We start from the raw sequence: 24,502 nt of genomic DNA on the forward strand, positions 1-24,502 counted from the left end.
CAACGGCAGAAATGACCCCGTAATTTTAGCGATCCGGCTGGCCGCTTAAATCTTTCTCATTCGTCCAATAAATGGTCAAATCCCACAAATTGCATCGAACCAAAGGCCCGGTTCTTGCAGGAAATCGAGATTGGCACGCTGTTTGCTTGTGACTGATTTGACCGTTTTGACTGATTTGACGGTTTATTCAAAATAGAAAAGGGGAACTCGATGGGTTCAGAATTCAGTCGTCGTCGCTTCCTGCAAGGATCCGCGGGCGCAGCCGCCGTCGCTGGCTACATGCAGATCAATCCTGACTTCTTCATCTCGCCGGCCTTCGCTCAGGCCGGCAAGACCATGACGTTCCTGTCGGCCGAAAACATCACCGGCAACTGGGACCCGACCGCTCATACGACACTTTCTCAGAAGAATATCGAAGGTTTCGTCATGGGCTTTCTTACCCGCACGCCGATGAAACTCGATGATCCCGGCGCGGTCGTCTACGAACTGGCCACCGACATCAAGCTGCTTGACCCGCACCGGCTACAGATCAAGCTGCGCGAAGGTATCGTCTTCCATGACGGCAAGCCGTTCAAGGCAGAAGACGTCAAAGCAACCTTCGAATACGGCTCCAGGGCAGATCGTCCGGCCCAGTGGTATCCCGGCCCGACCGAGACACTGACGATCGAAACACCGGACGATTACACCGTCATCGTCGACACATCCAAGGGCGGCTATCCGGCCCATCTCTTCATCTTTCTTGCGTCGTTCCTGCCGATCATGTCGGCCAAGGATGTCGCCGGCGGCCCCGGCGGCCCGCTCTCCCAGCGGCTCAACGGCACCGGTCCTTTTAAATTCGTCGAACAGCGCGGCAACGACACCGTGATGCAGGCCTATGACGGCTACTTCAAGGGCAAGCCGGCCATCCCTGGCATCAACTTCACCTTCACCGGCGATTCCACCACCCGTATGTTGTCGCTGATGAACGGCCAGGCTTCGATCGTTGAACGTCTGGAGCCTGAACAGGTTGACACGATCAAGGACAATCCGGCGATTTTCATCAACAAGGTCGTTTCCGTCGAGAACAAGTATCTTTGGTTCCGCTGCTCGAAACCGCCTTTCGACGATCCGCGTATCCGTCTTGCCGCCTGCCATTCGATCGATCGCGACATGATCATGGAACTGATGGGCTCGGCCGGCCATGCCTCGTCGAACTTCGTCTCGCCGGTCAAATTCGGCTATGTCGATCTGGCGAACTACCCGAAATTCGACCCCGAGAAGGCCCAGGCTCTGCTCGCCGAAGCCGGTTTCCCAAACGGCAAGGGCCTGCCGCCACTTGAATACATCACGTCCGTCGGCTTCTATCCGAAGACCAAGGAATATGGCGAGATGCTGACCGCCATGCTGCAGGAGCAGGGATTTAACGTCAGCCTGACCGTGCTTGAACCTGCGGCCTGGAACGAGCAACTGTACCATCGCCCCGGTGGCGGCCCGGGCCATATGGTCGATTGCGGCTGGTCGACAGCGTCTCCGGAACCGGATCTGGTCCTGCGCACCCATTTCCATTCCACTTCGCACCGCATCTGCGGCATCGAGGACAAGGAGATCGATACCAGCCTCGACAAGGAACGTTCGGCACCAACGCTGGAAGAGCGCAAGAAGATCCTTCAGGAAGAGACCATGCCTCTCATCACCGCCAAGATGCCGGCACTCTCGCTGTTCACATCCGTGATGATCCACGCAATGCAGAAGGACTTTGAGGGCATGTACATCTATCCCGACGGGTCGATCGATGCCGCCAAACCTGCTGCCTGACCGTGATCAGCCACACGCCGCGATCAGGCGGCGTGTGGACTTGCCCGTGACTTCTCGAGCGGAGTGACTGAATGTTTGCCGTGAACTTCCTGATGCGACGCCTCATGCAGGGCGCCATCATCATATTCCTTGTGTCCTTGCTGATCTTTACCCTCTTGCGGGTGGTGCCGGGTGACCCGGTACGCCTTATGGCGGGCGGCATGGCGCCCGAAGCACTGATCGAAAAGATCGCAACCGACATGGGCCTTCGCGATCCCATACTGGTGCAATTCGGTCGCTACATGGGCGGTGTGGTTCGTGGCGATCTTGGCCAGTCCTTCGTGCGCCCGGCAAACGGCGCCTCGACCGGTGGCGCGACATTCAACGACTCAACTCGCGGCGAACGAGCAAAGGTCTTCGACCTGATTTTCGATGCACTTCCAATGACGCTTCAACTGGCGGCCGTGACGCTGGTGATTGCACTGATCTTCTCGGCAATCATCGGCATTGCCGGCGGGCTTGCGATCGGCAGATGGCCAGACAAGCTTGCCTTCTACATCTCATCGATATTCATCTCGCTGCCAAATTTCTGGCTTGGCATCGTTCTGGCATTGCTTTTCTCGGTGAAGCTCGGATGGCTTCCTGCCATTGGCTATCAGGGCTTTGCCTACACAATCCTGCCGGCAATCGTGCTGGCGGTCGAATTGTCTCCGGTGCTGATCCGCACGCTGGTCAGTTCCGTATCCAGCCAGATGATGGAGCCCTATGTGGCAGTCGGACGCGTACGTGGCCTGAGCCGTTCGCGGATCATCTCCAACCATGCCCTGCGCAACGCCTCGGTGCCGCTTCTCAACCTGCTCGGTGTGCAATTCTCCAGCCTGCTCGGCGGGGTCATCATCGTCGAATATATCTTCGATTATCCCGGACTCGGCCTTCTGACCATCAATGCCGTGCTGCAGCGCGACTTTCCGTTGATCCAGGGTATCGCGATCGTCACGAGCGCCATTTTTGTACTGATCAACATTGTCGTCGATCTCGTCGCAACAACCATCGATCCGAGGCTTGAATACTGATGTCCATCACATCCGCACTCGACACCCCGATCATTTCGAAAATGGCAAGCCGCTCGATTGCGCGCCGCATATTCGATCGCGCCGCATCGACGCCCGGTTTTCGCATTGGCCTTGCGATCTTCCTGCTGCTTGCGATTGCCGCCGCACTTTATCCGGAAATCAGTGGCGTCGACCCGACCAAGATGGATGTGAAGGCCCGCCTTCTGCCGCCACTTTTCTTCGGCGACAACTGGAGCTGGGGCCACCCGCTTGGCACCGATCAGATTGGCCGCGACATGCTGGTGAGGTCGCTTGTCGGCCTGCGTTACTCCTTCCTGATCGGGATTGCATCGGTTGCAGTGACACTCATCATCGGCTGTGCCCTCGGCACGATCGCCGGTTACTTCGGCGGTCGTATCGACATGCTGATCATGCGTCTGACCGATGCGCAGCTGTCTATCCCGATGATCATTCTGGCGATCGCCGTTCTTGGCGTGTCGCGCCCGACAATTCCGGCCATCGTCCTGGTGCTTGGTCTCTCAAGCTGGCCGGTCTATGCGCGCATCATGCGCAGCATTGTGATGACGGAAAGGCAGCGGGAATATGTGCGCGCTGCCAAACTTGGGGGCTCGACCGATTTCCGCATTATCGTCAGCCTGCTTCTGCCGCTGCTCCTGCCGCCGGTGATCTTCACCTCGGTGCTTGATGTGGCGCGCATGATGATCTTTGAATCGACACTCGGCTTCCTCGGCCTGGGTGTCCAGCCGCCGACCCCGACCTTCGGCAATATCATTGCCGATGGCCGAAAGTATCTTCTGAACGCCTGGTGGATCGCAACCATGCCCGGCATTTTCCTAGGCCTCACTTTAACCAGCATCAATCTCATAGGCGCTTCGCTGGAACGGGCCCGCAACACCATTCACGGAGGGTCCGAGTGATGATCAAGCCGCTTCTTGAGCTGCAAAACCTCACCGTTAATGCCGGTCGCTCGGACAAGGCGAAGATTATTCTGGACAATATCTCCTTCAGCCTCGCGCCGCGAGAGATCGTCGGTGTGGTCGGGGCCAGCGGAGCCGGCAAGACGGTGCTGTCCAAGGCAGTCGTCAACTGGCTGGAACCGCCGCTTTCCGTGCGTTCCGGCAGCGTCCTCTTCGAAGGCAAGGATATCTACGGCATCTCCGAGAACGAGATGCGTACCCTGCGCCGCCGGGTCGCCTATGTCGGCGCCAATCCGATGGGTGCACTCGATCCGACACTGCCGGTCGGCGTCCAGATCGTCGAGAAGCTGCGTGCGGTCGTTCCAGGAACCTCGCGGAAAGAGGCGGAAAAGCGCACGATCGAGCTTCTGGAGGCCGTCCGCATTCCCTCGGCCCGCAGCCGTTTCAGCGACTACCCTTCGCAGTTTTCCGGCGGCATGATGCAGCGCGCACTGATCGTTGATGCGTTGGTAACGAACCCGGCGCTGCTGATTGCAGATAACGTCACCCAGCCGCTCGACGTTACCGTCGCAGCCCAGGTCATCCGTCTGATGAAGGAACTGACCGACGGTTTCAATACCGCTGTGCTGTTCGTCTCCTCCTCACTTCCCGTTGCCCGCGAAGCCTGCAACCGGATTTTGGTGATGGAGAAAGGTCGCATCGTCGAGGAACAGGAAACCGAAAGGCTGATCGCCGCCCCTGCATATGCCTATACGAAGGAGCTTGTCGAACAGACGCCGAAGATCTGGATCGAAAAGACCGAGATGCCGCGTCTCAACGACAAACGCAACGTTGTCTTGAGCCTGCGCGATGCCTCACAGGTCTACAGGGTAAAGAAGAAGACCGGCTTCGGTGGCTTCAACCATGTGCGTGCGGTTCGCAACGTCACCTTCGATGTCCGGCGCGGCGACAGTTTCGCGATCGTCGGTGAATCCGGTTGTGGCAAGTCGACGCTGATGCGGCTTCTGAGCAGGCTGGAACTGCCGAGCTCCGGCCAGGTTCTGTGCGGTGCCGACGATATCGCCATGCTCGGTGGCAAAGACCTTCTGACCTTCCGCAAGAAGCTGCAAATGGTACTGCAGGATCCGTTCGGCTCCCTGCCGCCACGCACATCGGTCGGGAAGATGCTGGAGGGCCCGCTTCGCACGCACGGATGGAAGGACAGTGCCAAAATTCGTGAGCGGGTTCTCAAGGTCATGGGCGAAGTCGGCCTCTCCGCCGATCTCTACGAGGAATTGCCGATCGGCCTGAGTGCCGGCCAGCGCCAGCGCATCAATGTTGCCCGTGCGCTGGTTCTGGAGCCTGAAATACTGATCATGGACGAAACGCTTTCTGCCCTGGACCAGACAGAACAGTTCAAGCTTCTCGATCTTTTCCAGAAGCTGCAGAAGGAATACGACCTCACTTACATCTTCATCTCCCACGACCTTGCGATGGTCCGCAAGGTCTGCAACCGGGTGGCGGTAATGTATCTCGGCGAGGTCTTCGAACTGGCTGATAACGAGCGGTTGTTCTTCGATCCCGGACATCCGTACACAATGGCGTTGCTCAGCGCGATGCCGACACTTGAAGAACGCCGCTACAAAGCGGAAGACTGCCTTCTGGAAGGTGAACCGCCAAGCCCGATCGATATTCCTCCAGGTTGCAGCTTCAAGTCGCGCTGTCCGCGTGCGATGGAGAGATGTGGCAGCCTGCAGCCCGCGCTTACCGCGCGTGGCAGCCAGGATTTCGCCGCCTGTCATCTCATCCAGCCATTGGCTCTCGATGACGCAACCCGTCAAATGGCTTTAGCCTGACCATGGTTGCGGCGCCACAGACGGGGCCGCAACGATCACTAGAATCCAGGGTGCATTCATGAGTTTCACCGAACATCGCCTCAAGCTTATCCTCGACATGCTGAAGCAAACCCAGCGCGTCAATGTGAGGGAGCTTGCAGATTATCTGCAGGTCAGCCAGGAGTCGATCCGGCGCGACCTCAAGGAACTTGAGATGCGCGGTTATGCCCGCCGCGTCTATGGCGGCGCGGTCCTTGACCAGCAGGAAAGCGATCAGCCGTTTACCGACCGACTGCGTGTCAGCTCACGCGAGAAAGCCAAGATCGGCGAGGCCGCAGCGTCGCTGGTCGAGGACGGCATGAAGGTGTTCATCGATACCGGCACCACAACGATTGCCTGCCTGAAACATATCGAGACGCGCAGGGACTTGACCGTTGTCAGCAATTCGCTGGCGGTCGCAGCCCACTTCTTCAATCTGCCGCAGGCAAGTGTGCGCGTTCTTGGCGGTCGCATGCGCCCAGATTATCAGGCGACATACGGCCATGAGACCGTGGCCGCGCTGAAGGAGCATTTCTTCGATCTCGCGATCATCGCCATCAGCGCCATTCACGCCGAACGCGGGTTCATGGATTTCGGCGAGGACGAGGCGATCCTGCGCCGCGTCGCCAAGGCCCAGGCTAAACGTTCGATCATTGTTGCCGACAGTTCCAAGTTTGGTCGTCTCGGCTCCATCCACACATTCGGCCTCAGCGAAATCGACGCGGTGGTGACCAGCGGCGTCATCGCGCGGGAATTTTCAGATCAATTCAATCAATCCAAAGTGGAAATCATACATGCCTGACGTCTCCTCCTCCCCTGTCCCGATCAATGCCGAGCGGCTCCAGATGCTGATGGAGACCCTCTCCACTTTTGGCGGCGGCCCCGATGGCTCGATGACCCGCCTGACGCTTTCCAGGGAAGACGGAATGGCGCGCGACTGGTTGGGGCACTGGTTTGCCGAAAACGGCTTCGAGCAGGCCGTGGACCCGATCGGCAACCAGTTCGGCAAGATGACCTTGGCGGGCGCAAATGCGCCCGTCGTCATGGTCGGCTCCCATATCGACAGCCAGCCGAACGGCGGCCGGTTCGACGGAGCGCTTGGTGTCATCGCCGCCTGCGAGGCGGTTTTGTCCGTCAGCGAACGTCTCAAGGCGGAAGGCAGGTTGTCCGCCTGCAACTTCCAGATCGTCAACTGGACCAATGAGGAAGGCGCCCGTTTCCAGCCGAGCCTGCTCGGCAGCAGCGTGTTTACCGGCGCCATTGACCTGGAATGGGCGCTCGAACGGGCCGACGGTGATGGCATTACGGTGCGCCAGTCGCTGGACGAGATCGGTTATGCTGGCAAGGAAAAGGTGGAAATTCCCGACGCATTGATCGAGCTGCATATAGAAGGTGACACGACGCTCAGCCGCGCCGGGGAGCGGTTCGGTATCTTCACGCGGTTCTGGGGCGCGACAAAATATCGCCTCGCCTTCCATGGACGCCAGGCACATACCGGCGCGACCCCGATGGCAGATCGCAAGGATGCGCTGCTTGCTGCTGCCTATCTGATCGCCGATCTCAAGCAGATATCGACCGAACACGGGCTGGACCTGCATACGTCGGTTGGCCGCCTGGAAGTCTTCCCCAATTCACCCAATGTCGTGCCGGCCGAAGCCGTGCTGTTCATCGAGCTGCGCTCGGGATCGCCAGACGTCCTGACGGAGGCGGAACGCAAGATGAAGATCAAGATCGAGGAAGCGGCGATGAAAGCCGGCGTCACCTCGGAGGTCCGCTCCATCGACCGCCGCAAGGCGGGAAGGTTCGCGCCGGGCCTGGTGACGCTTGCGCAAAGTGCTGCGGCGCATCTCGGCCAGAGCGCCCGTCACCTCGATACGATCGGCGGCCATGATGCCGTTGCCGTCTCCGATGTCTGCCCGGCGGTGGTGCTGGCAGTTCAGAGCCGTGACGGCGTCATCCACCACCCGACCGAGTATACCTCGCCTGAAGATCAGGCCCTTGGCACACAGATAGTGGCGGACATGCTTTACAAGATCGCCTGCGAAGGTTTGAAAGTTGTCGAACTCAGCGAGGCTGCCGAATGAAGAGATCGGGCTCTCCTCAATCACCGATGGAAGCCCGCGCGGAGAAGGCGCTTTCAGTCTTTTCCGCAGTGATTGGCGACACCCCTTCCTATGCGCAGGCGACGGCAGCTGTCGCATCGCCGTCCTATCATGCCGTCGAATCCTGCGGTTTCGTGGTCGCGCCGACAGACGGGGAGGCACGTTATTTCCTGCGTCTCGGTGCCGATGAGGTAACCGATCTCGTGGATGTCGAGACCGCACATGCTGCGGCACACCGTTTTCACAGCCTTGGTCTTTCTCCTGAGCCGATTGGTTACGATGCTGGGACGGCCAGCATGTTGTTTGCCCGACTTGGCGAAGGCTGGCGAGCGGCAAGGATCGACGATCTGATGCAGCCGCAAACTGTTGCCCGCCTGATCGAGATGCAGACGACGATCGCAGGGGGTGTTTCCACCGGCCGAACATGGTCAGTCTTCGACGGCATCGATCAGCTCTGGGCGATCGTGAGTGCCGGTGACACCAGCCTGCCCGGTGATGTCGAATGGATGCTCTCCTGGATGACGCCGATCCGCGAGGCAGTTTCAGCGGCCGGCGTGGACCTGAAACCGGCCCATGGTGATCCGCAGGCTTCGAATGTCATGCTGGGCCCAGACGGGAAAATGCAGCTCGTGGACTTCGACATGGCTGCCGACGTCGACCCCTACTACCAGCTCGGCGTTCAGATGAACGAACTCTACCAGTTCGAAAGCCAGATGAGGCCGTTGCTGGAAATGCACGATGGAGGTTTCAGCGAAAGAAACTTCAACCGCTGCCGTGTCTATGCGGCGGCAGACGACCTCTACTGGGCGTTGCGCAGCCTCGTACTGGAGCTTCGTTCGCCGCCGCGGGGTGTCGAATTCCTGAAATATGCCGGCTGGCGGTTCCTGCGTTGCCGGATGCTGCTCGGCCAGCCGGATTTCGAGGCCAGGCTGAGAGCGCTCTAGGCATACGAGAACGATAACGGGCTAGAAACAATAACGGGAACAAGCCTATGAATGAACTGGGAATGGCACGATCCGATGCCGAACGGGCAGTTGAGGCTGCAATCATACAGGTACCACCTTGGGAAGGACGGCGGCTGCGCTACAGTCCGGTTTCCGGCGGAATCAGCAACACCAATTTCCGCATCGAGGTCGAAGGTGAAGAGCGTGGCTATTTTCTAAAGATCCCCGGCCGCGGCACCGAGATGTTCATCGATCGCAAGGCCGCCGCTGCCGCCAGCAAACAGGCAGAAGTGATCGGAATCGGCCCGAAGACATTCGACTATCTCGATCACCTCGACATCGAAATCGCCGAGTTCATCGACGGTCGCCGCGCCTCGACACATAGGGATTTTGCAGACCCGGCGATCCGCAACGAAGCGGTGCGCGTCTATCGGCAGTTTCACAATGCCCCTGCCCTGCCGCTGACAAAAACCGTCTTCGACATGATCGAGGAACATTTCGACCAGGTGCGCCAGCTTGACGGCCACTGGCCGCTCGACCACGACTGGCTCTTGCGCAACTACAGACAGGCGCGCGCCGCGCTTGAGGCATCCGGGCTCGATCTGGTTCCCTGTTTCAACGACCCGATGCCGGGCAATTTCCTGATCGGTGAAGACAAGTCGATCAAGCTGATCGATTTCGAATATGCGTCGAACAATGAGAGGCTCTACGATCTCGCGATCTGGAGTGGCGAGATGTTCTATTCCGAGGCGACCGACTGCGAGATAATCGAGGAGTATTTCGGTCGTTACGACAAGGCGCATCACGCTCGCTTCATCGTCCACAAGGCACTCGCTGACATCAAGTGGAGCACTTGGGCGATGGTACAAAACCGGATATCGACCCTCGATTTCGACTTTTACAAGTACGGAATCTGGAAGCATATGCGCGCCCGCTCGATTATCCACGATCCCCGTTGGCCCCTGTTCCTGAAAGCCCTTTGATGCCAGTCACCGATATCAGCCCGCAAGAAGCTGCGACCTATATCACCTTCGCCACGGAACTTGCCGACGCCGCGCGTCCGCTGGCGCTCTCCTATTTCCGGACCCCGCTCGACGTTATCTCAAAACTCGACGATAGCCCGGTGACAATCGCCGACCGAGCGATCGAAAAACATCTCCGAGAGATGATCGAGGCGCGTTTTCCCGATCACGGCATCCATGGTGAGGAGTTCGGCGTAAAGGAAGGTAACGCCTTTACATGGGTGCTGGACCCGATCGACGGCACCAAGAGCTTCATCACCGGTTTCCCGCTGTTTGGTACGCTTGTCTCACTGACATTTCAGGAAAAGCCATTCTGTGGTCTGATCGATATTCCGGCCACCGGCGAACGCTGGCAGGGCCGGCCGGGAGAGACACTCTTTGCTGGCAAGCCGGCCCACGCCAGCGGCTGCGAGAACCTCTCCAGCGCCCGTTTTTATACGACTTCGCCGGATATGTTCGTGGACAGCGAAGCCGAGAGCTTCGAGCGTCTCTCTCGCAAAGCCAGGCTGCGGCGTTTCGGTGGAGACTGCTACATCTATGGTCTGATCGCTTCCGGCCATTGCGACATCGCTCTCGAGACGGGACTTCAACCTTACGACTACATGGCTCTCGTGCCCGTTGTGACGGGTGCCGGCGGATGCATTACCGACTGGCGGGGCAATGCGCTTTCGATCCATTCCGACGGACGGGTTCTGGCGTCGGCCACCCCGAGACTTCATGACGAAGCCCTGGCCCTCCTCAACCGGTGACGTGAACAAATGCCCTATACGACGACAATCGAGCAGACTGTCTTCCGCTTTGATGACCTGAAAATGCTGCTGGCGAAAGCAACCCCGGAGCGCTCCGGCGACCAGCTCGCCGGCATTGCGGCGCAAGGCCCGGTCGAGCGCTTGGCAGCCCAGATGGCGCTGGCCGATCTACCTCTGAAAGCATTTCTCGGCGAGGAGCTAATTTCGTCGGAGGATGACGAGGTTTCCCGACTGATCGCGCAACGGCACGATCCGGCAGCCTTTTCCGCAGTTTCCTCGCTTACTGTCGGTGAATTGCGCGAATGGCTGCTCAAGCCCGAGACGTCGCATGAGCGGCTGGAGGCGGTGACCTTTGGACTGACACCGGAAATGGTCGCGGCCGTTTCGAAGATCATGCGCCTTCAGGACATGATAGCTGTTTCTGCCAAGCGACGTGTCGTGACGCGATTCCGCAACACGATCGGGCTCGCCGGGCGGCTTTCCACCCGCAACCAGCCCAACCACCCGACCGATGACAGCCGCGGTATCATAGCGTCTGCCATCGACGGGCTGCTGATGGGGTCGGGAGATGCCGTGATTGGCGTCAATCCCGCGACCGATGCGACGGATGACTATATCCGCATCGTTTCCTTGCTCGACGAATTGCGGGAAAAGCTTGCGATCCCGACACAGACCTGTTGCCTTGGCCATGTAACGACGGCGATCCAGGCAATCGAACGGGGTGCGCCGGTCGATCTCGTCTTCCAGTCGGTGGCGGGATCGGAAAAGGCCAATCGCGGCTTCGGCATCGATCTGGCGCTTCTGAAGGAGGCACATGAGGCGGGGCGGTCGCTTGGTCGTGGCATGCCGGGCGCAAACGTCATGTATTTCGAGACTGGGCAGGGCGCGGCGCTTTCGGCCGATGCGCATTTCGGCGTCGACCAGCAGACGATGGAGGCACGTGCCTATGCCGTGGCGCGCGAGTTCGATCCACTGCTCGTCAATACGGTCGTCGGTTTCATCGGGCCGGAATACTTGTTCAACGGCAAGCAGATCATCCGTGCCGGCATCGAGGATCATTTCTGCGGCAAGCTCCTTGGCCTGCCGATGGGCGTCGACGTCTGCTACACCAACCATGCCGATGCTGATCAGGAAGATATGGATACGCTGTTGACGCTCCTCTGCGCAGCCAATGTCAATTTCGTCATCACCGTTCCCGGCGCCGACGATATCATGCTGAACTACCAGTCGCTATCGCATCACGATGCCGTCTATTGCCGCGAGACGCTGAAGCGGCCACCCGCACCAGAGTTCGAGAAATGGCTTTTCGAAATCGGCCTGACCGATCCCGATGGTGCGCTGGTCGGCGAGCCTGTCGCGCTTTCCAATTATGTCCGCAACAGCGCATTGATCGGAGCCTGACATGGAAAAGGTGCGAGAACCCACTGCTGCCGGAAAAAACCTCACTATCAAGGATATGACCGATGCGCGTGTTTCGCTCGGCCGTCATGGCGCGGGTCTTCCGACACGCGCTCAACTTGCCTTCCTTCTGGACCACGCGCGGGCACGCGAAGCGGTCTGGACGAGCGTCGACCGGCCCTCGCTGGCAGACAGGCTCGATCGTCTCGGCCTTCCGGCTGTCAATGTCGATAGCATGGCAAGTGACCGCAGCACCTATGTGCGGCGGCCGGATCTTGGCCGGCGGCTTGCGGCGGAATCCGAAAAACGGCTGAAACATGAGAGAACGATCAATGGCTATGATGTCGCAATTATCGTCGCGGATGGCCTGTCGTCCCACGCGATCGATCTCAATGCCGTGCCGTTGATCGAGGCGCTTGTTCCGAAGCTCGCTATCCTGAACCTGACCGCTGCACCAATTGTGCTGGCGAGCCAGGCGCGCGTCGCGCTCGGCGATCCTGCCGGTGAGGCATTAGGTGCAAAACTGACGATCGTGCTTGTCGGCGAACGTCCGGGACTTTCAGCTGCCGACAGCCTCGGTGCTTACATCACTTACGGTCCCAAGTCGGGAAACCTGGATTCCAGCCGAAATTGTGTCTCCAATATCAGGGATGGTGGTCTGCCGGTCTGCGAAGCTGCCGAGATCATTGCGACGCTGACAAGGGATATGATGAGGACCCGCGTCAGTGGCGTGGCGCTCAAGGCTGCCATGGTGGAGTTTCTCGAAAGACATGACAATTCGCTTCCAGCTAAAGACCTACTGACAATTTGAAGTCTTTGGGGTGCGAAACCCTCGGAACGCGGCCCATCTCCTTTGGAAGGATTGCGGCCTGTCGTCGAAAGTCCAGTCGACTGCCTTGTGTTGAGTGCGGAGAGGCGGATGAAGAAAAGTTAGACATCGCTCGCTGGAGCAAAGGGGTGTGTGTGCGTATTCTCGATGCTCAGGCGAAAACGTGGAGGAATTTTGATCCCATGATTTTAGATTTGCGAATGTTTTCGGCTCTCCTCTATGTTGCCACGGGACACGGAAACTGACATCATCGTTTTGCAGGCTTCAATGGGCCGCTGATATTCCATGAGCAGGGTAGCTCTCGACCGGAAACGGGCGGGAGCTTTTTTATTTTTTGGTGGGCGATGATGCATTCAGAAAGCTGGCGGGTCGGTGTGCTTTTCTCCGAGACGGGTGTGACCGGAGCCGTCGAAAAAACCCAGAGGTTCGCGACCTTGCTGGCGATCGACGAAATCAATGCGGCTGGCGGCGTCCTTGGCCGGATGATCGAGCCTGTCGCCTATGACCCTAAATCGACGCCCAATCTCTATAAGGAACTTGCGGTCAAGCTTTGCGACGAGGATCGGGTCCGGGTCGTTTTCGGTTGCCATATGTCTAGCACCCGCAAAGCCGTACTGCCCGTCATCGAAGCTCGAGAGGCCCTGCTATTCTATCCGACACTGTATGAGGGGTTTGAATACTCTCGGCACTGTATCTACACCGGGGCCGCACCCAACCAAAACTCCGTGCAGCTGGTCGACTTCCTCACCAAGCATTATGGAAAGCGGGTTTTCCTTGTGGGTTCGAACTACGTCTACCCTTACGAATCCAACCGGACGATCAGCGATCTCTTTCTTCAGCTGGGCGGTCAGGTGCTGGACGAAATATATGTTCCTCTCAACCTAAAGCCCGAAGATGTCGCCAAAATCATCCGGCATATTCGCGCGGCACGGCCGGATGTCATCTATTCGACAATCGTCGGCGACGGTATCATTCCCTTCTACACGGCGTTCAAAGAGGCGGGTTTTGATTCAGCCACGATGCCAATCGCCAGTCAGTCGACAAGCGAGGCCGACGTGATCCGGATGCGGCCTGAAGTGGCCGAGGGGCATATCACCGCGGCCCCGTTTTTCGCCTCCCTGGATACGCCTCGCGCGCGTGCCTTCGTCTTGGCTTACCAACAGCGATACGGCCAGCAGATGCTGCCGACCGCGCCGGCCGAAGCGGCCTATTTCCAGGTCTATCTCTATGCGGGAGCTTTGCAGCGGGCCGGTGGCGACGGGCTGGAGCAGCTTCTTCCAGCCCTTTACGAGGTCGAGTACGACGCTCCGCAGGGCGCTGTGAAGATAGACCGGCTGACGAACCACACCCATCTCTGGCCAAGGGTTGCAAAAGTAAATGCGCAAGGCAGCTATGACATCGTCCATGACCCGTCGCTGCGCGTGGCGCCAGATCCGTTCATGCGAGAATATCGCCCGGACCTGACGCAGCCGTTCCCACATCGTGTTCAGGTCTGAGAAGGAGCGACGATGTCTTTCGCCCTTCTCAGAGATTTGCGGGACCTCAAGGTTCTGGTGATTCATCCCCGGACATCCGAAGGAGAGTTTCTCGTTGATCACCTGCGCCGTATCGGTTGTACGGTCAGTTGCCTCTGGCCGGTCCCTGCCGAGTTGCCACACGGCACGGATGTCGTCTTTCTTGCCATGGAAGACGAGGCGCGACCGGAAATCGAACGCCTGCTGAAGTGCCTCCCCAATCCCGCTCCGACCATGCTCGCCATCGTCGGTTACGAAAATCCCTCCACATTGCAGATCGTTCTGGAAAGCGGCGCGCTTGCCATTGTCGAGAGACCGATCAAACCGTTCGGCCTGCTGACAAATCTCGCCATAGCGCGCAGTCTCTGGCTTGAGCGCCAAAGGCTCGTCAAGGAAGCCCGTAAATATAAGCGCAAGGTCTTGGGAGACCAGAAGCTCGCCCGGGCAAAAGCCATTCTAATGGCCAATCGCGGCACGAGCGAGAATGAGGCGTATCGTGAAATGCGCGAGCAAGCGATGGCTCGGCGCGTCCCAATCGATGAAATCGCCAATTCGATTATCAACGCCGAACAGCTCTTGCGCCCTTCCCAAAAACATGATTAGTTTTTGATGTGTTCCAGATGAACACCTCCGGCACATCCCTTCGTTTCGCGAAGCCATGTGCCGCTGTTGCACGCGGCGCGGCCGTGATGCGATGATGGCAAGGGTGCCCGCAGGCTGTGAAAAGCCTCGCGGGTTTTTTGTTATCTGCTGACAGTGAAGTCGGCCTTCCAGTATTTTTTCGGCATGAAAGCCTCGCCGTAGAGCCGGGCAGTGCCGTCGCGTGCGCCAATCAAAAAAAGGGGAACCAAGATGGTGTTCAACAGACGTGACTTTCTGAAAACCGCAGCCACCGCTTCCGCCGCACTCGCCTTGCCGGCGCTGGGCGGCCGGGCCTTTGCAGCCGATGCTATCAAGGTCGGTGCGCTCTACTCCCAGACGGGCGGGCTTTCTGTCGCCGAGAAGCTTCTCGCCAACGGTGTCATGATGGCCGTGGCCGAAATCAACGCAGCCGGCGGCGTTCTTGGCCGCCAGGTGGAAGTCGTCGTCGAAGACGGCGCTTCCGATCCGAAGACCTTCAGCGAAAAAGCATCGAAACTGATCCTCAAGGACAAGATTTCCACCATCTTCGGCTGCCACACCTCTGCCAGCCGCAAGGCCGTGCTGCCGATCTTCGAACGGCGCGGCGCGATGCTGTTCTACCAGACGCACTATGAGGGCTTTGAGTGCTCGCGCAACGTCGTCTATTCCGGCGCTGTTCCAAACCAGCAGCTCTCCAACTACATTCCCTGGATTGTCGAGAAACTGGGCAAGAAGAAGTTCTTCATCGTTGGCTCCAACTATGTCTATCCGCGCGAGATGGCCAAGGTTTCCAAGAAACTGATCGAGGCGGCGGGCGCAGAATGGGTGGCGGACGAATATCTGGAACTTGGACACTCCGAATGGGCTGTCATGGTCAGCAAGATCAAGGAATCGGGCGCCGACGTGGTTCTTTCCAACGTGGTTGGCGACTCGATCATCGCCTTCTACCGCGAGTTCAAGAACCAGGGCCTCTCGCAGGAGGTTATCCCGATCTGCGCGACAGTGACCTCCGAAATCGAGATCGCCGCCATGGGCGCCGAATATGCGGCGGGCAGCTACACATCATTTCCATATTTTATGTCGATCGAAACGCCGGCCAACAAGAGCTTCATCGAACGCTTCAGGACCTTCGTCAACGATCCGAAGGCAGTGACATACCATTCGCTCGAGGCCGCCTATTTCCAGGTATTCCTGTGGAAGCAGGCAGTGGAGAAATCCGGCGATCTGTCCGCCGATGCTATCCGGGCCGGCATTCGTGGCCAGACCTATGACGCGCCCGGCGGCAAGGTGACCACCGACCCCGACAACCTGCATTGCTGGCTGACGCCGCGTATCGGCCAATGGCAGCCGGATGGACAAAGCAAGGTCGTCAACGCCTACCCGGCACCGATCAAGCCGCTGCCCTATTCGGCCTATGGCGAGACGGAAAGCAATCTTTTCTGCACCAGCAACGGTCTCGACGCAGCAAAGCTAAAGGGCTGACCCCTCTTTCCGCGTCCTCCCGCCAGCCATGCCTGGCGGGACCATGTCTCGGCAAGGCGGATCTGCGTTTTTTCCTCTGCTCGGTGCCAACCCGATTTCGGGACAGGCAAGGAGCAGGACAAAGTCTGGTCCGCCCTTCTCACGAACGGTGGCGTTATGCTCGACATTCTCTTTATCGGCCTCAGTCTCGGCTCAATCCTTCTTCTGGTGGCACTCGGTCTTGCCATCACCTACGGCGCCATGGGCGTCATCAACATGGCCCACGGCGAAATGGTCATGATCGGTGCCTACGTCGCCGTCCTCTCGGGCATCTGGCTGAAAACAGGCCTTCTGTTCGCAATTCCCCTGGCTTTTGTCGTGACCGCCCTGCTCGGCCTGGTGATCGAGCGGGTGGTGGTGCGCAGGCTTTACGGCCGCCTGCTCGACACGCTTCTTGCCACCTGGGGCATTGCCATCCTTTTGCAGCAGGCCGTAAGGCTCGAATTCGGCCTCAGCTTTTTCGGCATTCATATCGAGGGCCTGGGAGCCGGACTGCAAAACGTCGCCGTGCCTTCGTATCTGCAGGGCACCTTCAGGTTCGCCGGCGCCGACATCAACGCGTATCGCACCTTCATCATCGCGGTGACGGCCGCGTTGACGCTGGCGACATGGTTCATTCTCTACCGGACGACAGCGGGCATGCAGGTGCGCGCCATCATCCGTAATCCAAAAATGGCTGCCGCTTGCGGCATCGATGTGAAACGCATCAATGCCGTGACTTTCGCCTTCGGTTCCGGCCTTGCGGGCGTCGCCGGCGTAATGATGTCCGGCTTCAAGACGGTTTTCCCCGACATGGGCACGACGATGGTCGTTGACGGTTTCATGGTCGTGGTAACGGGCGGGGTCGGCAGCCTTTTCGGCACGGCCCTGTCGTCAGGGCTTCTGGGCGAAATCAATGCGCTGGTGGCGATTGGAACGAACGACATTCTGGCGCGCGCCGTCGTCTTCGGGGTCGTCATCCTCGTCATTCTCGTCAAGCCCAGCGGGCTATTCTCGTTCAAGGGGCGCTAACATGAGCATCGAACGAAAATTCCAGATCGCCGCCTATGTGCTTTTCATCGCGGTGATTTTTGCAGCGCCGGTTTTCGGTGACGAATTCTGGCTGAACCGCATTTCGAAATATCTGGTCTACGGCATGCTCGGCGTCGCCATTGCGCTCACATGGGGATATGCAGGCATTCTCAATCTCGGCCAGGGGCTGTTTTTTGGCCTGGGCGCCTACATGCTCGCCATGTCGCTGAAACTGTCGAGCCTGACCAGTCTGCAACAGGGCTCCGACAGGCCGGTTCCGGATTTCATGCTGTGGAATGCCGAGCCCGGCGCGCCGACGGAACTTTGCTGTATCAACAAGGGCTCCTTCCTCTGGCTTCCGTTTCAGAGCCAGTCCGTAGGTCTCGTGCTTGGCATCGTGCTTCCCGTCGTGATTGCCGGGGCACTGGGCATGCTGGTTTTCCGCAAGCGCATTTCCGGTGTCTTTGTCTCGATCATCACCCTGGCGCTTGTTCTGCTTGTGCGTCTCGTCATGGTCGATGCGCAACCGGTGACGAACGGCTTCAACGGCCTGACCGATCTTGGCTGGCTGACGATCGGCGGCATCGAATTCGACCCCTACAGCCGGGCAACCTATTATCTGTGCGCCGCATGCCTGTCCCTGACGCTCATCGGCGCGCGTCTCATCGTGGAGACCCGTGCAGGCATGATCCTACAGGCGATCCGCGACGATCAGCTTCGCGCCCGCTATCTTGGCTTCGACGTCTCGCTTTACCAAGTATTCTTCTTTATCATTTCTGCCGGCATCGCCGGCGTTGCCGGCATGCTCTATGTGGTCGTCGCGGAGTTCGCCTCGCCGACCTTCATGGACCTGTCTTTCTCGGTGACGATGGTCGTCTGGGCTGCCGTCGGCGGCCGTTCCTCCCTGCTCGGCGCCTGCATCGGCGCGATCCTGATCAACATGATCGAGGCCGAGGTCAGCGAGACCGAAGCGCTGGTCGAGGCCTGGAAAGCGATCATCGGCCTCATCTTCGTCCTTGTCGTCCTGTTCATGCCGCGGGGCCTTGGCGGCGTCGCGCACGATGTGCTGCGGCAGTTTATCCGCCGTGTCAAACCAGGCCCGGCATCCTCATCGTTACAGCAACAGAGCGAGGCATTGTAATATGAGTGCAATCGCGTTGACCATCGACGGTCTCAGCGTCGATTTTGGCGGATTCAGAGCCGTCAACAATGTCAGCATTACCGTTCGCGATGGCGAGTTGCGTGTGTTGCTCGGCGCAAATGGCGCCGGAAAGACAACTTTGATGGACCTGGTCAGCGGCAAGACCCGCAGCACAAAAGGCAGGGTCTTCGTCTACGACACAGACATCACCAACTGGCCGGAACACAAGATCGCCCGCGCCGGGATCGGTCGAAAATTCCAGATCCCCAGCGTTTTTCGCGATCTCAGCGTGCGGCAGAATCTGGAGGTCGCCAATTGCCGCAATCCATCGGTGTTTGCCAATCTCCGGTTTGGATTTTCGCGCGCCGAAGCCAAACGCGTCGATGAGGTACTCGCCCTCACCGGCCTCGAAGCGGAGGAGAATGTGACTGCGGCTTATCTCAGTCATGGCCAGACGCAATGGCTGGAACTGGGCATGCTCATCGTCCAGGATCCCAAGGTTGTTCTGCTGGACGAGCCGACGGCGGGCATGACCCAGGCCGAAACGCGCAAGACGGCCCAGATCATCAAAAATCTCAAAGGCCGCCACACCATCCTTGTCGTCGAGCACGACATGGGGTTCGTCCGTGAAATCGCCGAACGCATCACCGTTCTGCATCTGGGAGAGGTTCTCGCCGAAGGAAGCGTCGAGGATATCGAGAGCAATCCGAAGGTCCGCGAGGCCTATCTCGGTTCGAAAGGAATATCCTGATGCTGACATTGAAAAACGTACACAGCTATTACGGCCGCAGCCATATCCTGCACGGCGTCACGCTTGATATCCCGGCGGGAAAGGTAACCAGCATTCTTGGCCGCAACGGTACCGGCAAGACGACCCTGTTGAAAACCCTGATGGCGCTGACCGACCGTATGACGGGCGAGATGCATCTGCAGGGGAAAGACATAGGCTCATCTTCGACGCATATGAGGGCACGGGCCGGGATCGCCTACGTCCCCCAGGGCCGGGAGATCATTCCCGATTTCACCATCCGCGAGAACATCCTGATGGGCGCCTTTGCGCGCACCGATCGCAAACGCGAAATTCCGGTACTGGTGCCGGAGCTTTTTCCATACCTGATGGCCAACCTCGATCGGCCCGGCGGTGTGCTTTCGGGCGGCCAGCAACAGCAGCTCGCCATCGCCCGCGCACTGGCCGCGGATCCGAAGGTACTGCTTCTCGATGAACCCAATGAAGGCATCCAGCCCTCGATCGTCGAGGAGATTGAAAAGATCATCATCCGGCTCAATCGCGAGATCGGCATGACGATCATCCTCGTCGAGCAGAACGTTGCATTTGCGCGGCATGCCTCTCACCACTTCGCCATGCTGGAGAAGGGAGGTGTGGTCGCGGCCGGCGCCATCGACGCGCTCTCCGACGCGCTGGTTCATAGGCATATGGCTGTTTGAAAAAACGCATCCTTTCATAAGACAATGGGAACAATCATGACACCGACACAGAGCTACACCGCCGCCGCTATCCAGTTCGAACCGACCATGTTCGAAAAGGCGCGCAATATCAGCCGGCTGAGCGCCCTTTGCGAGGAAGCGGCGCAGGCCGGCGCCCGCCTGATCGTCACCCCCGAAATGGGGACGACAGGCTATTGCTGGTTCGACAGGGCCGAGGTGAAGCCGTTCGTCGAGGCGATCCCCGGACCGACCACCGATGTTTTCCAGGCGATTGCCCGCAAACACCGCTGCTACATCGTCGTCGGCATGCCGGAAGTCGATCCGGCGAGCGATCTCTATTACAATACGGCAGTTCTGATCGGTCCGGATGGCATCGTTGGTCGGCACCGCAAGTCGCATCCCTATATCGCCGAGCCAAAATGGGCCGCAAATGGCGACATCGTGCACGAGGTCTTCGAAACGGAGATCGGACGTATTTCAATGCTGGTGTGCATGGATCTGCACTTCTTCGAGACGGCGCGGCTGGAGGCTCTGGCCGGTGCCGACATCATATGCCACATCTCCAACTGGCTGCAGGAGCGCGCGCCCGCTCCCTACTGGATCAACCGCGCCTTCGAAAATGCCTGCTATGTCATCGAAAGTAATCGGTGGGGTCTGGAAAGAACCGTGCAGTTTTCCGGGGGAAGTTGCCTGATCGAGCCCGACGGAACGGTTGCCGCATCCATCGACACAGGCGACGGAATTGCCTATGGCAAGGTCGATCTTGCCCGTGCCCGTCGCCGCGAGGTCTTAAGCGAACCGGTCTTCAAGACGCGCCGGCCCGAGCTCTACATGAACATGATGACCAACAGTTTCACCTGGAACCCTGGCGATTACTTCCGCCTCTATGGCTATCAGCCAATCCCGCGCGGACGCAGATCGCGTGCAGCCGTTGCCCAGTTCGCGCCAACCTCCGTCATTGCAGACAATATTGCCCACATAACAAGGCTCGCAAACGAGGCTAAGGCGACAACGGCGCCGGACATTCTGGTGTTCCCGGAATTGTCGCTGACCGGACTTGAGGCCCCGCAAACGCGGGCGGAGCCGCTGTCTGGTCCAACCGTATCCGCCTTCGTTCGTCTGGCCATGAAGCTCGGCTTTTATATCGTCGCCGGATTTGCCGAAGCGGACGAAGACAGGATCTATAACAGCGTGGTCCTTGCAGGGCCCGAGGGGCTGGTGGGCAGCTATCGCAAGACGCATCTGGGCGTCGCCGACAGTTGGGCAACGGCCGGCGACGAATGGAAAATATACGACCTTGCCATCGGCCGGGTGGGCGTGGCGATTGGCCACGACGCGCTTTATCCGGAAGCCATCCGTTCGCTTTCACTCATGGGATGCGATCTTGTTGCCTGCCCTTCGGCGATCGCCGGCACCTTCACCGGCAGCCATGGCGGTACGAAAATCCCGCACAACTATCCGATCCCAAAGGGCGCCGATCCCTACCACTGGCATGCGCTTCGCGTTCGCGGCGGCGAGAACAACGTCTATTTCGCCTTCGCCAATGTGCTGGACCAGGAAAAGGGTTATCTGGGCAAGAGTGCGGTATTCGGGCCGGATTCCTTTGCTTTTCCACGTCAGGAATCGGCGATCCTGGATGAGGAGGGGATTGCCGCTGCGGCTGTCGATACCACCAATCTCGACACGCCATATCCGACGAACATCGTCCGGCGAAAAGACCTTGTCGTCATGCGTCAGCCGCATCACTATCAGCCTCTCGTCAAATGGCATCAGTAAAAGTCGGCACAATGTTGACATTCACGTTCACGCCCGTCCCGCAGATAATTGCGGGACGGGCTGCAGCGCAAGGCTTTCAAAGCTCAAGTCCAAGCTCGGAGCGCGTGTCCTGGTGATTTCCGACGGTGGGGTCGTCAAGGCGGGACTTGATCAGCCGCCCCTCGCCAGCCTCGTTCAGACTGGCGCTGGAACATCAATTTTCACTGGCGTCATCGCCGATCCGCCGGAAACCGGCAAGTGGCTGCAGCGCAGTCCCTCGTTCCGCTCGAAACCCAGAAGTTGCGCCAATGACGTTCCCAGGTTGACCAACAGGGCAAAGATGCGGTTGCAGCAATTAGTATAACTCAAAAAACCTACGGAGACCGTTGGCCTCCGTAAGCCATTTTGTCAGTTGTCGCCCGTGCACAATGCCGGTCAGGCTCCGTATGGCACCCAAATGTTCTTCACCTGGATCGCCCTGCGCAGATAATCACGACCCTGCGCTTCGGTGCGATTTAGCCAATCGGGCTGACGGCCATTATTGACCCAGGTGGCCTTCAGGTTGCCTGCAGAAGCCCGCTCGACCATCGTGCTTCCCTCCGTCGAGCCGAAATACCAGACAGCCGCAACGTCATCATGCTCGGCGAGTGTCTTTGCAAGCAGATCGCTTTCGCCGGTCACAATGTTGATGACCCCGCCGGGCATATCCGACGTGTCCAGCACCTGGTAGAAATCACCGGCAATCAATGGATGGCGAGACGACGGGACCACCACAACGCGATTGCCCATGGCGATTGCAGGTAGAACCAGCGACACCAACGACAGGAGGGGTGCCTCATCGGGGCAAACGATCCCGACGATGCCCCAGGGCTCGTTCATGGCAAGCGTGACGTGACGTGACTTGGTGGAGTGCACGGCGCCATCGAACTTGTCTGCCTGGGCGGCATAATAGGAAATACGGCGCAGAGATGCGTCGACTTCGTCCTTTGCCTTCTTTTCGCTGACACCGGTGCTATCGATGATGCGGGCGACAAATTCGTCACGCCGTGCATCAAGGTTCTCTGCAAGATAATAGAGCACTTGAGCACGGTTATGGGCGGTTGCGGAACTCCAGCTGCCTGCCTTGGACGCTGCTTCCACAGCATTGCGGATGTCCTTGCGGCTGCCTATTCCGGCCATGCCAATCACGGTGTTGCCCTTGCCGGTCACCGAATAACTGTAGCCACCGTCGGGGCGGGCTTGTTTGCCGCCGATGTAGTTCTTCATGGTTCGATCAAGGCCATCGATCGCCATCTTGCTGTCAGCGTTCGGCAATGCAGATGGCGTGAAGGCTTCAGCGGGCTTTGTGACCGGCAGGCTCTTTTCCCAGTCTGACACCAGATATTCGTAAAGCCCCTCGCGCGCACCTTCGCGACCGAAGCCACTTTCGCGGTAGCCGCCAAAACCTGCACCGGCATCGAGCATGTTGGTGCAGTTGATCCAGACCACACCTGCCTTGACGCGGGCGGCCAGATCAAGCGCGACATTGATGTTTTCCGACCAGATGGAGGCGGCAAGGCCGTAACGGGTATTGTTGGCCAGCGAAACGGCTTCATCCGGCGTGCGGAAGGTGGTCGCCGCAGCGATCGGGCCAAAGATTTCCACCTGGCAAACCGTCGATGCCTGATCGACTTCGGTGAAGAAGCCGGGAGCGACGAAATTGCCGGTGGCCGGCAACGGGTTGGAACTCTGCCAGAGTTCACCGCCCTCTTCCACGCCCTTGCGTACCAGATCCGTGATGCGTTTCACCTGCGTGGCCGAAACAATCGCGCCGACATCGGTCGACTTGTCGAGCGGATCGCCGACCCGCAGGGTTTCCAACCGCTTTTTCAGCCGTGCATAAAATTTATCGGCAATACCTTCCTGCACCAGCAGGCGGGAACCGGCGCAGCAGACTTCGCCCTGATTGAACCAGATCGCGTCAACAACACCTTCAACCGCCGCATCGAGATCTGCATCCTCGAAAACGATGAATGGTGACTTGCCGCCCAGTTCCAGCGACAGCTTTTTGCCCGAACCGGCAATCTGCTCGCGAATAACGCGACCGACCTTGGTCGAGCCGGTGAAGGCAACCTTGTCGACGCCGTCGTGGCCGCAGATTGCAGCGCCTGTCGAGCCATCGCCCTGCACGATGTTGACGACACCCGCGGGAAGGCCGACCTCGTGGCAGATTTCCGCAAAGGCGACAGCGGTCAGCGGTGTCAGGTCTGCAGGCTTAAGTACCACGGTATTGCCGGCAGCAAGCGCCGGCGCAATCTTCCAGGCCAACATCAGCAGAGGGAAATTCCACGGAATCACCTGACCGCAAACACCGACCGGCGAGAAACCACGGAACTCGTCTTCCACCATTTCGGCCCATCCGGCGTGATGGTAAAAATGGCGGGCGACGAGTGGGATGTCGATATCGCGTGTTTCGCGAACCGGCTTGCCGTTATCCATCGTTTCCAGAACGGACAGGAAGCGCTCGCGCTTCTGTACATGTCGGGCAATGGCATAGAGGTAACGAGCGCGCTCGTGACCCGACAGCTTCGACCATTTTGCGAAGGCCGTGCGGGCGGCCTTGACCGCCTGATCGACGTCTTCCTCATTGCCGCGAATGATTTCCGCCAGCTTATCCCCGTTTGCGGGGTTTGACACGGAAATGGTCTCGCGGCCCTCCGGAGAAACGAACCGGCCGTTGATATAATGTCCAAACGAGCGTCCATGCGCGTCGAGCCACTGTTTCACATCACCATTGGCTTCGGGGGAAGGTCCATATTCCATGGTTTCCAAAATGTCCTTGATGGGTCGCATT

21 protein-coding genes are annotated in these 24,502 nt (G+C 58.9%); 20 read left to right on the plus strand and 1 reads right to left on the minus strand.

Features of this window, described 5'->3' with window-relative positions:
* Positions 1–210: 210 nt before the first annotated feature.
* From ACQZ5Y_RS16355 to ACQZ5Y_RS16450, 20 genes are all read left to right on the plus strand, one after another.
* The gene (locus ACQZ5Y_RS16355) at positions 211–1,794 is read left to right on the plus strand and encodes an ABC transporter substrate-binding protein (RefSeq protein WP_174051504.1); all 1,584 of its coding nucleotides are present in this window, start codon (positions 211–213) and stop codon (positions 1,792–1,794) included.
* A gap of 71 nt (positions 1,795–1,865) precedes the next feature.
* Positions 1,866–2,846: an ABC transporter permease gene (locus ACQZ5Y_RS16360; RefSeq protein WP_013637573.1), complete on the plus strand. Its 981-nt coding sequence runs from the start codon at positions 1,866–1,868 to the stop codon at positions 2,844–2,846.
* Positions 2,846–3,763 carry an ABC transporter permease gene (locus ACQZ5Y_RS16365; RefSeq protein WP_003516951.1) on the plus strand — a complete coding sequence of 306 codons (918 nt, stop codon included), beginning with the start codon at positions 2,846–2,848 and terminating at the stop codon, positions 3,761–3,763. Before ACQZ5Y_RS16360 ends, ACQZ5Y_RS16365 begins: the two co-directional genes overlap by 1 nt.
* Entirely contained in the window at positions 3,763–5,598 is a 1,836-nt protein-coding gene (locus ACQZ5Y_RS16370; RefSeq protein ID WP_174051502.1) for a dipeptide ABC transporter ATP-binding protein, read from the plus strand. The genes ACQZ5Y_RS16365 and ACQZ5Y_RS16370 overlap by 1 nt, the downstream gene beginning before the upstream one ends.
* A 58-nt stretch (positions 5,599–5,656) precedes the next feature.
* The gene (locus ACQZ5Y_RS16375; RefSeq protein ID WP_003516955.1) at positions 5,657–6,418 is read left to right on the plus strand and encodes a DeoR/GlpR family DNA-binding transcription regulator; all 762 of its coding nucleotides are present in this window, start codon (positions 5,657–5,659) and stop codon (positions 6,416–6,418) included.
* Positions 6,411–7,700: a Zn-dependent hydrolase gene (locus ACQZ5Y_RS16380; RefSeq protein WP_174051500.1), complete on the plus strand. Its 1,290-nt coding sequence runs from the start codon at positions 6,411–6,413 to the stop codon at positions 7,698–7,700. The genes ACQZ5Y_RS16375 and ACQZ5Y_RS16380 overlap by 8 nt, the downstream gene beginning before the upstream one ends.
* Positions 7,697–8,662, plus strand: a complete 966-nt coding sequence (locus tag ACQZ5Y_RS16385) for a phosphotransferase (protein ID WP_236763174.1) — start codon at positions 7,697–7,699, stop codon at positions 8,660–8,662. The genes ACQZ5Y_RS16380 and ACQZ5Y_RS16385 overlap by 4 nt, the downstream gene beginning before the upstream one ends.
* Before the next feature lie 47 nt (positions 8,663–8,709).
* A complete protein-coding gene (locus tag ACQZ5Y_RS16390; RefSeq protein WP_112154713.1) occupies positions 8,710–9,645 on the plus strand; it encodes a phosphotransferase in 936 nt (311 codons plus the stop codon).
* Positions 9,645–10,433, plus strand: a complete 789-nt coding sequence (gene hisN, locus ACQZ5Y_RS16395; protein ID WP_174051498.1) for a histidinol-phosphatase — start codon at positions 9,645–9,647, stop codon at positions 10,431–10,433. The genes ACQZ5Y_RS16390 and hisN overlap by 1 nt, the downstream gene beginning before the upstream one ends.
* 9 nt (positions 10,434–10,442) lie before the next feature.
* Positions 10,443–11,834, plus strand: coding sequence for an ethanolamine ammonia-lyase subunit EutB (locus ACQZ5Y_RS16400; RefSeq protein WP_060641971.1), 1,392 nt, complete (start codon positions 10,443–10,445; stop codon positions 11,832–11,834).
* Between the two features lies 1 nt (position 11,835).
* Complete coding sequence (gene eutC, locus ACQZ5Y_RS16405; RefSeq protein WP_080803045.1) at positions 11,836–12,642, plus strand: ethanolamine ammonia-lyase subunit EutC; 807 nt, start codon at positions 11,836–11,838, stop codon at positions 12,640–12,642.
* A gap of 362 nt (positions 12,643–13,004) precedes the next feature.
* A complete protein-coding gene (locus ACQZ5Y_RS16410) occupies positions 13,005–14,156 on the plus strand; it encodes a transporter substrate-binding domain-containing protein (RefSeq protein WP_019565875.1) in 1,152 nt (383 codons plus the stop codon).
* Between the two features lie 12 nt (positions 14,157–14,168).
* The gene (locus ACQZ5Y_RS16415; RefSeq protein WP_003516987.1) at positions 14,169–14,777 is read left to right on the plus strand and encodes an ANTAR domain-containing response regulator; all 609 of its coding nucleotides are present in this window, start codon (positions 14,169–14,171) and stop codon (positions 14,775–14,777) included.
* Between the two features lie 249 nt (positions 14,778–15,026).
* Positions 15,027–16,277 carry a transporter substrate-binding domain-containing protein gene (locus tag ACQZ5Y_RS16420; RefSeq protein ID WP_003516989.1) on the plus strand — a complete coding sequence of 417 codons (1,251 nt, stop codon included), beginning with the start codon at positions 15,027–15,029 and terminating at the stop codon, positions 16,275–16,277.
* A gap of 156 nt (positions 16,278–16,433) precedes the next feature.
* Positions 16,434–17,327, plus strand: coding sequence for an urea ABC transporter permease subunit UrtB (gene urtB / locus ACQZ5Y_RS16425; RefSeq protein WP_174051497.1), 894 nt, complete (start codon positions 16,434–16,436; stop codon positions 17,325–17,327).
* 1 nt (position 17,328) lies between these two features.
* Positions 17,329–18,468, plus strand: coding sequence for an urea ABC transporter permease subunit UrtC (urtC, locus tag ACQZ5Y_RS16430; protein ID WP_111802236.1), 1,140 nt, complete (start codon positions 17,329–17,331; stop codon positions 18,466–18,468).
* Between the two features lies 1 nt (position 18,469).
* Entirely contained in the window at positions 18,470–19,219 is a 750-nt protein-coding gene (gene urtD / locus ACQZ5Y_RS16435) for an urea ABC transporter ATP-binding protein UrtD (protein WP_112292355.1), read from the plus strand.
* Entirely contained in the window at positions 19,219–19,914 is a 696-nt protein-coding gene (urtE, locus tag ACQZ5Y_RS16440) for an urea ABC transporter ATP-binding subunit UrtE (RefSeq protein WP_121557768.1), read from the plus strand. Before urtD ends, urtE begins: the two co-directional genes overlap by 1 nt.
* 24 nt (positions 19,915–19,938) lie before the next feature.
* Positions 19,939–21,690, plus strand: coding sequence for a nitrilase-related carbon-nitrogen hydrolase (locus tag ACQZ5Y_RS16445; RefSeq protein ID WP_174051495.1), 1,752 nt, complete (start codon positions 19,939–19,941; stop codon positions 21,688–21,690).
* Positions 21,691–21,802: 112 nt separating this feature from the next.
* Entirely contained in the window at positions 21,803–22,033 is a 231-nt protein-coding gene (locus ACQZ5Y_RS16450) for a hypothetical protein (RefSeq protein ID WP_233283723.1), read from the plus strand.
* 71 nt (positions 22,034–22,104) lie between these two features.
* Here ACQZ5Y_RS16450 and ACQZ5Y_RS16455 read toward each other — a convergent pair whose 3' ends face one another.
* Positions 22,105–24,501, minus strand: a complete 2,397-nt coding sequence (locus tag ACQZ5Y_RS16455; protein WP_174060395.1) for an aldehyde dehydrogenase family protein — start codon at positions 24,499–24,501, stop codon at positions 22,105–22,107.
* Position 24,502 lies beyond the last annotated feature (1 nt).

Source organism: Agrobacterium sp. A3-95, assembly GCF_053521785.1.

Bases quoted from the DNA above. Each gene is read 5' to 3' on its own strand.
- ACQZ5Y_RS16355 (WP_174051504.1), top strand. From the start codon at position 211: ATGGGTTCAGAATTCAGTCGTCGTCGCTTCCTGCAAGGATCCGCGGGC.
- ACQZ5Y_RS16360 (WP_013637573.1), top strand. From the start codon at position 1,866: ATGTTTGCCGTGAACTTCCTGATGCGACGCCTCATGCAGGGCGCCATC.
- ACQZ5Y_RS16365 (WP_003516951.1), top strand. From the start codon at position 2,846: ATGTCCATCACATCCGCACTCGACACCCCGATCATTTCGAAAATGGCA.
- ACQZ5Y_RS16370 (WP_174051502.1), top strand. From the start codon at position 3,763: ATGATCAAGCCGCTTCTTGAGCTGCAAAACCTCACCGTTAATGCCGGT.
- ACQZ5Y_RS16375 (WP_003516955.1), top strand. From the start codon at position 5,657: ATGAGTTTCACCGAACATCGCCTCAAGCTTATCCTCGACATGCTGAAG.
- ACQZ5Y_RS16380 (WP_174051500.1), top strand. From the start codon at position 6,411: ATGCCTGACGTCTCCTCCTCCCCTGTCCCGATCAATGCCGAGCGGCTC.
- ACQZ5Y_RS16385 (WP_236763174.1), top strand. From the start codon at position 7,697: ATGAAGAGATCGGGCTCTCCTCAATCACCGATGGAAGCCCGCGCGGAG.
- ACQZ5Y_RS16390 (WP_112154713.1), top strand. From the start codon at position 8,710: ATGAATGAACTGGGAATGGCACGATCCGATGCCGAACGGGCAGTTGAG.
- hisN (WP_174051498.1), top strand. From the start codon at position 9,645: ATGCCAGTCACCGATATCAGCCCGCAAGAAGCTGCGACCTATATCACC.
- ACQZ5Y_RS16400 (WP_060641971.1), top strand. From the start codon at position 10,443: ATGCCCTATACGACGACAATCGAGCAGACTGTCTTCCGCTTTGATGAC.
- eutC (WP_080803045.1), top strand. From the start codon at position 11,836: ATGGAAAAGGTGCGAGAACCCACTGCTGCCGGAAAAAACCTCACTATC.
- ACQZ5Y_RS16410 (WP_019565875.1), top strand. From the start codon at position 13,005: ATGATGCATTCAGAAAGCTGGCGGGTCGGTGTGCTTTTCTCCGAGACG.
- ACQZ5Y_RS16415 (WP_003516987.1), top strand. From the start codon at position 14,169: ATGTCTTTCGCCCTTCTCAGAGATTTGCGGGACCTCAAGGTTCTGGTG.
- ACQZ5Y_RS16420 (WP_003516989.1), top strand. From the start codon at position 15,027: ATGGTGTTCAACAGACGTGACTTTCTGAAAACCGCAGCCACCGCTTCC.
- urtB (WP_174051497.1), top strand. From the start codon at position 16,434: ATGCTCGACATTCTCTTTATCGGCCTCAGTCTCGGCTCAATCCTTCTT.
- urtC (WP_111802236.1), top strand. From the start codon at position 17,329: ATGAGCATCGAACGAAAATTCCAGATCGCCGCCTATGTGCTTTTCATC.
- urtD (WP_112292355.1), top strand. From the start codon at position 18,470: ATGAGTGCAATCGCGTTGACCATCGACGGTCTCAGCGTCGATTTTGGC.
- urtE (WP_121557768.1), top strand. From the start codon at position 19,219: ATGCTGACATTGAAAAACGTACACAGCTATTACGGCCGCAGCCATATC.
- ACQZ5Y_RS16445 (WP_174051495.1), top strand. From the start codon at position 19,939: ATGGGAACAATCATGACACCGACACAGAGCTACACCGCCGCCGCTATC.
- ACQZ5Y_RS16455 (WP_174060395.1), bottom strand. From the start codon at position 24,501: ATGCGACCCATCAAGGACATTTTGGAAACCATGGAATATGGACCTTCC.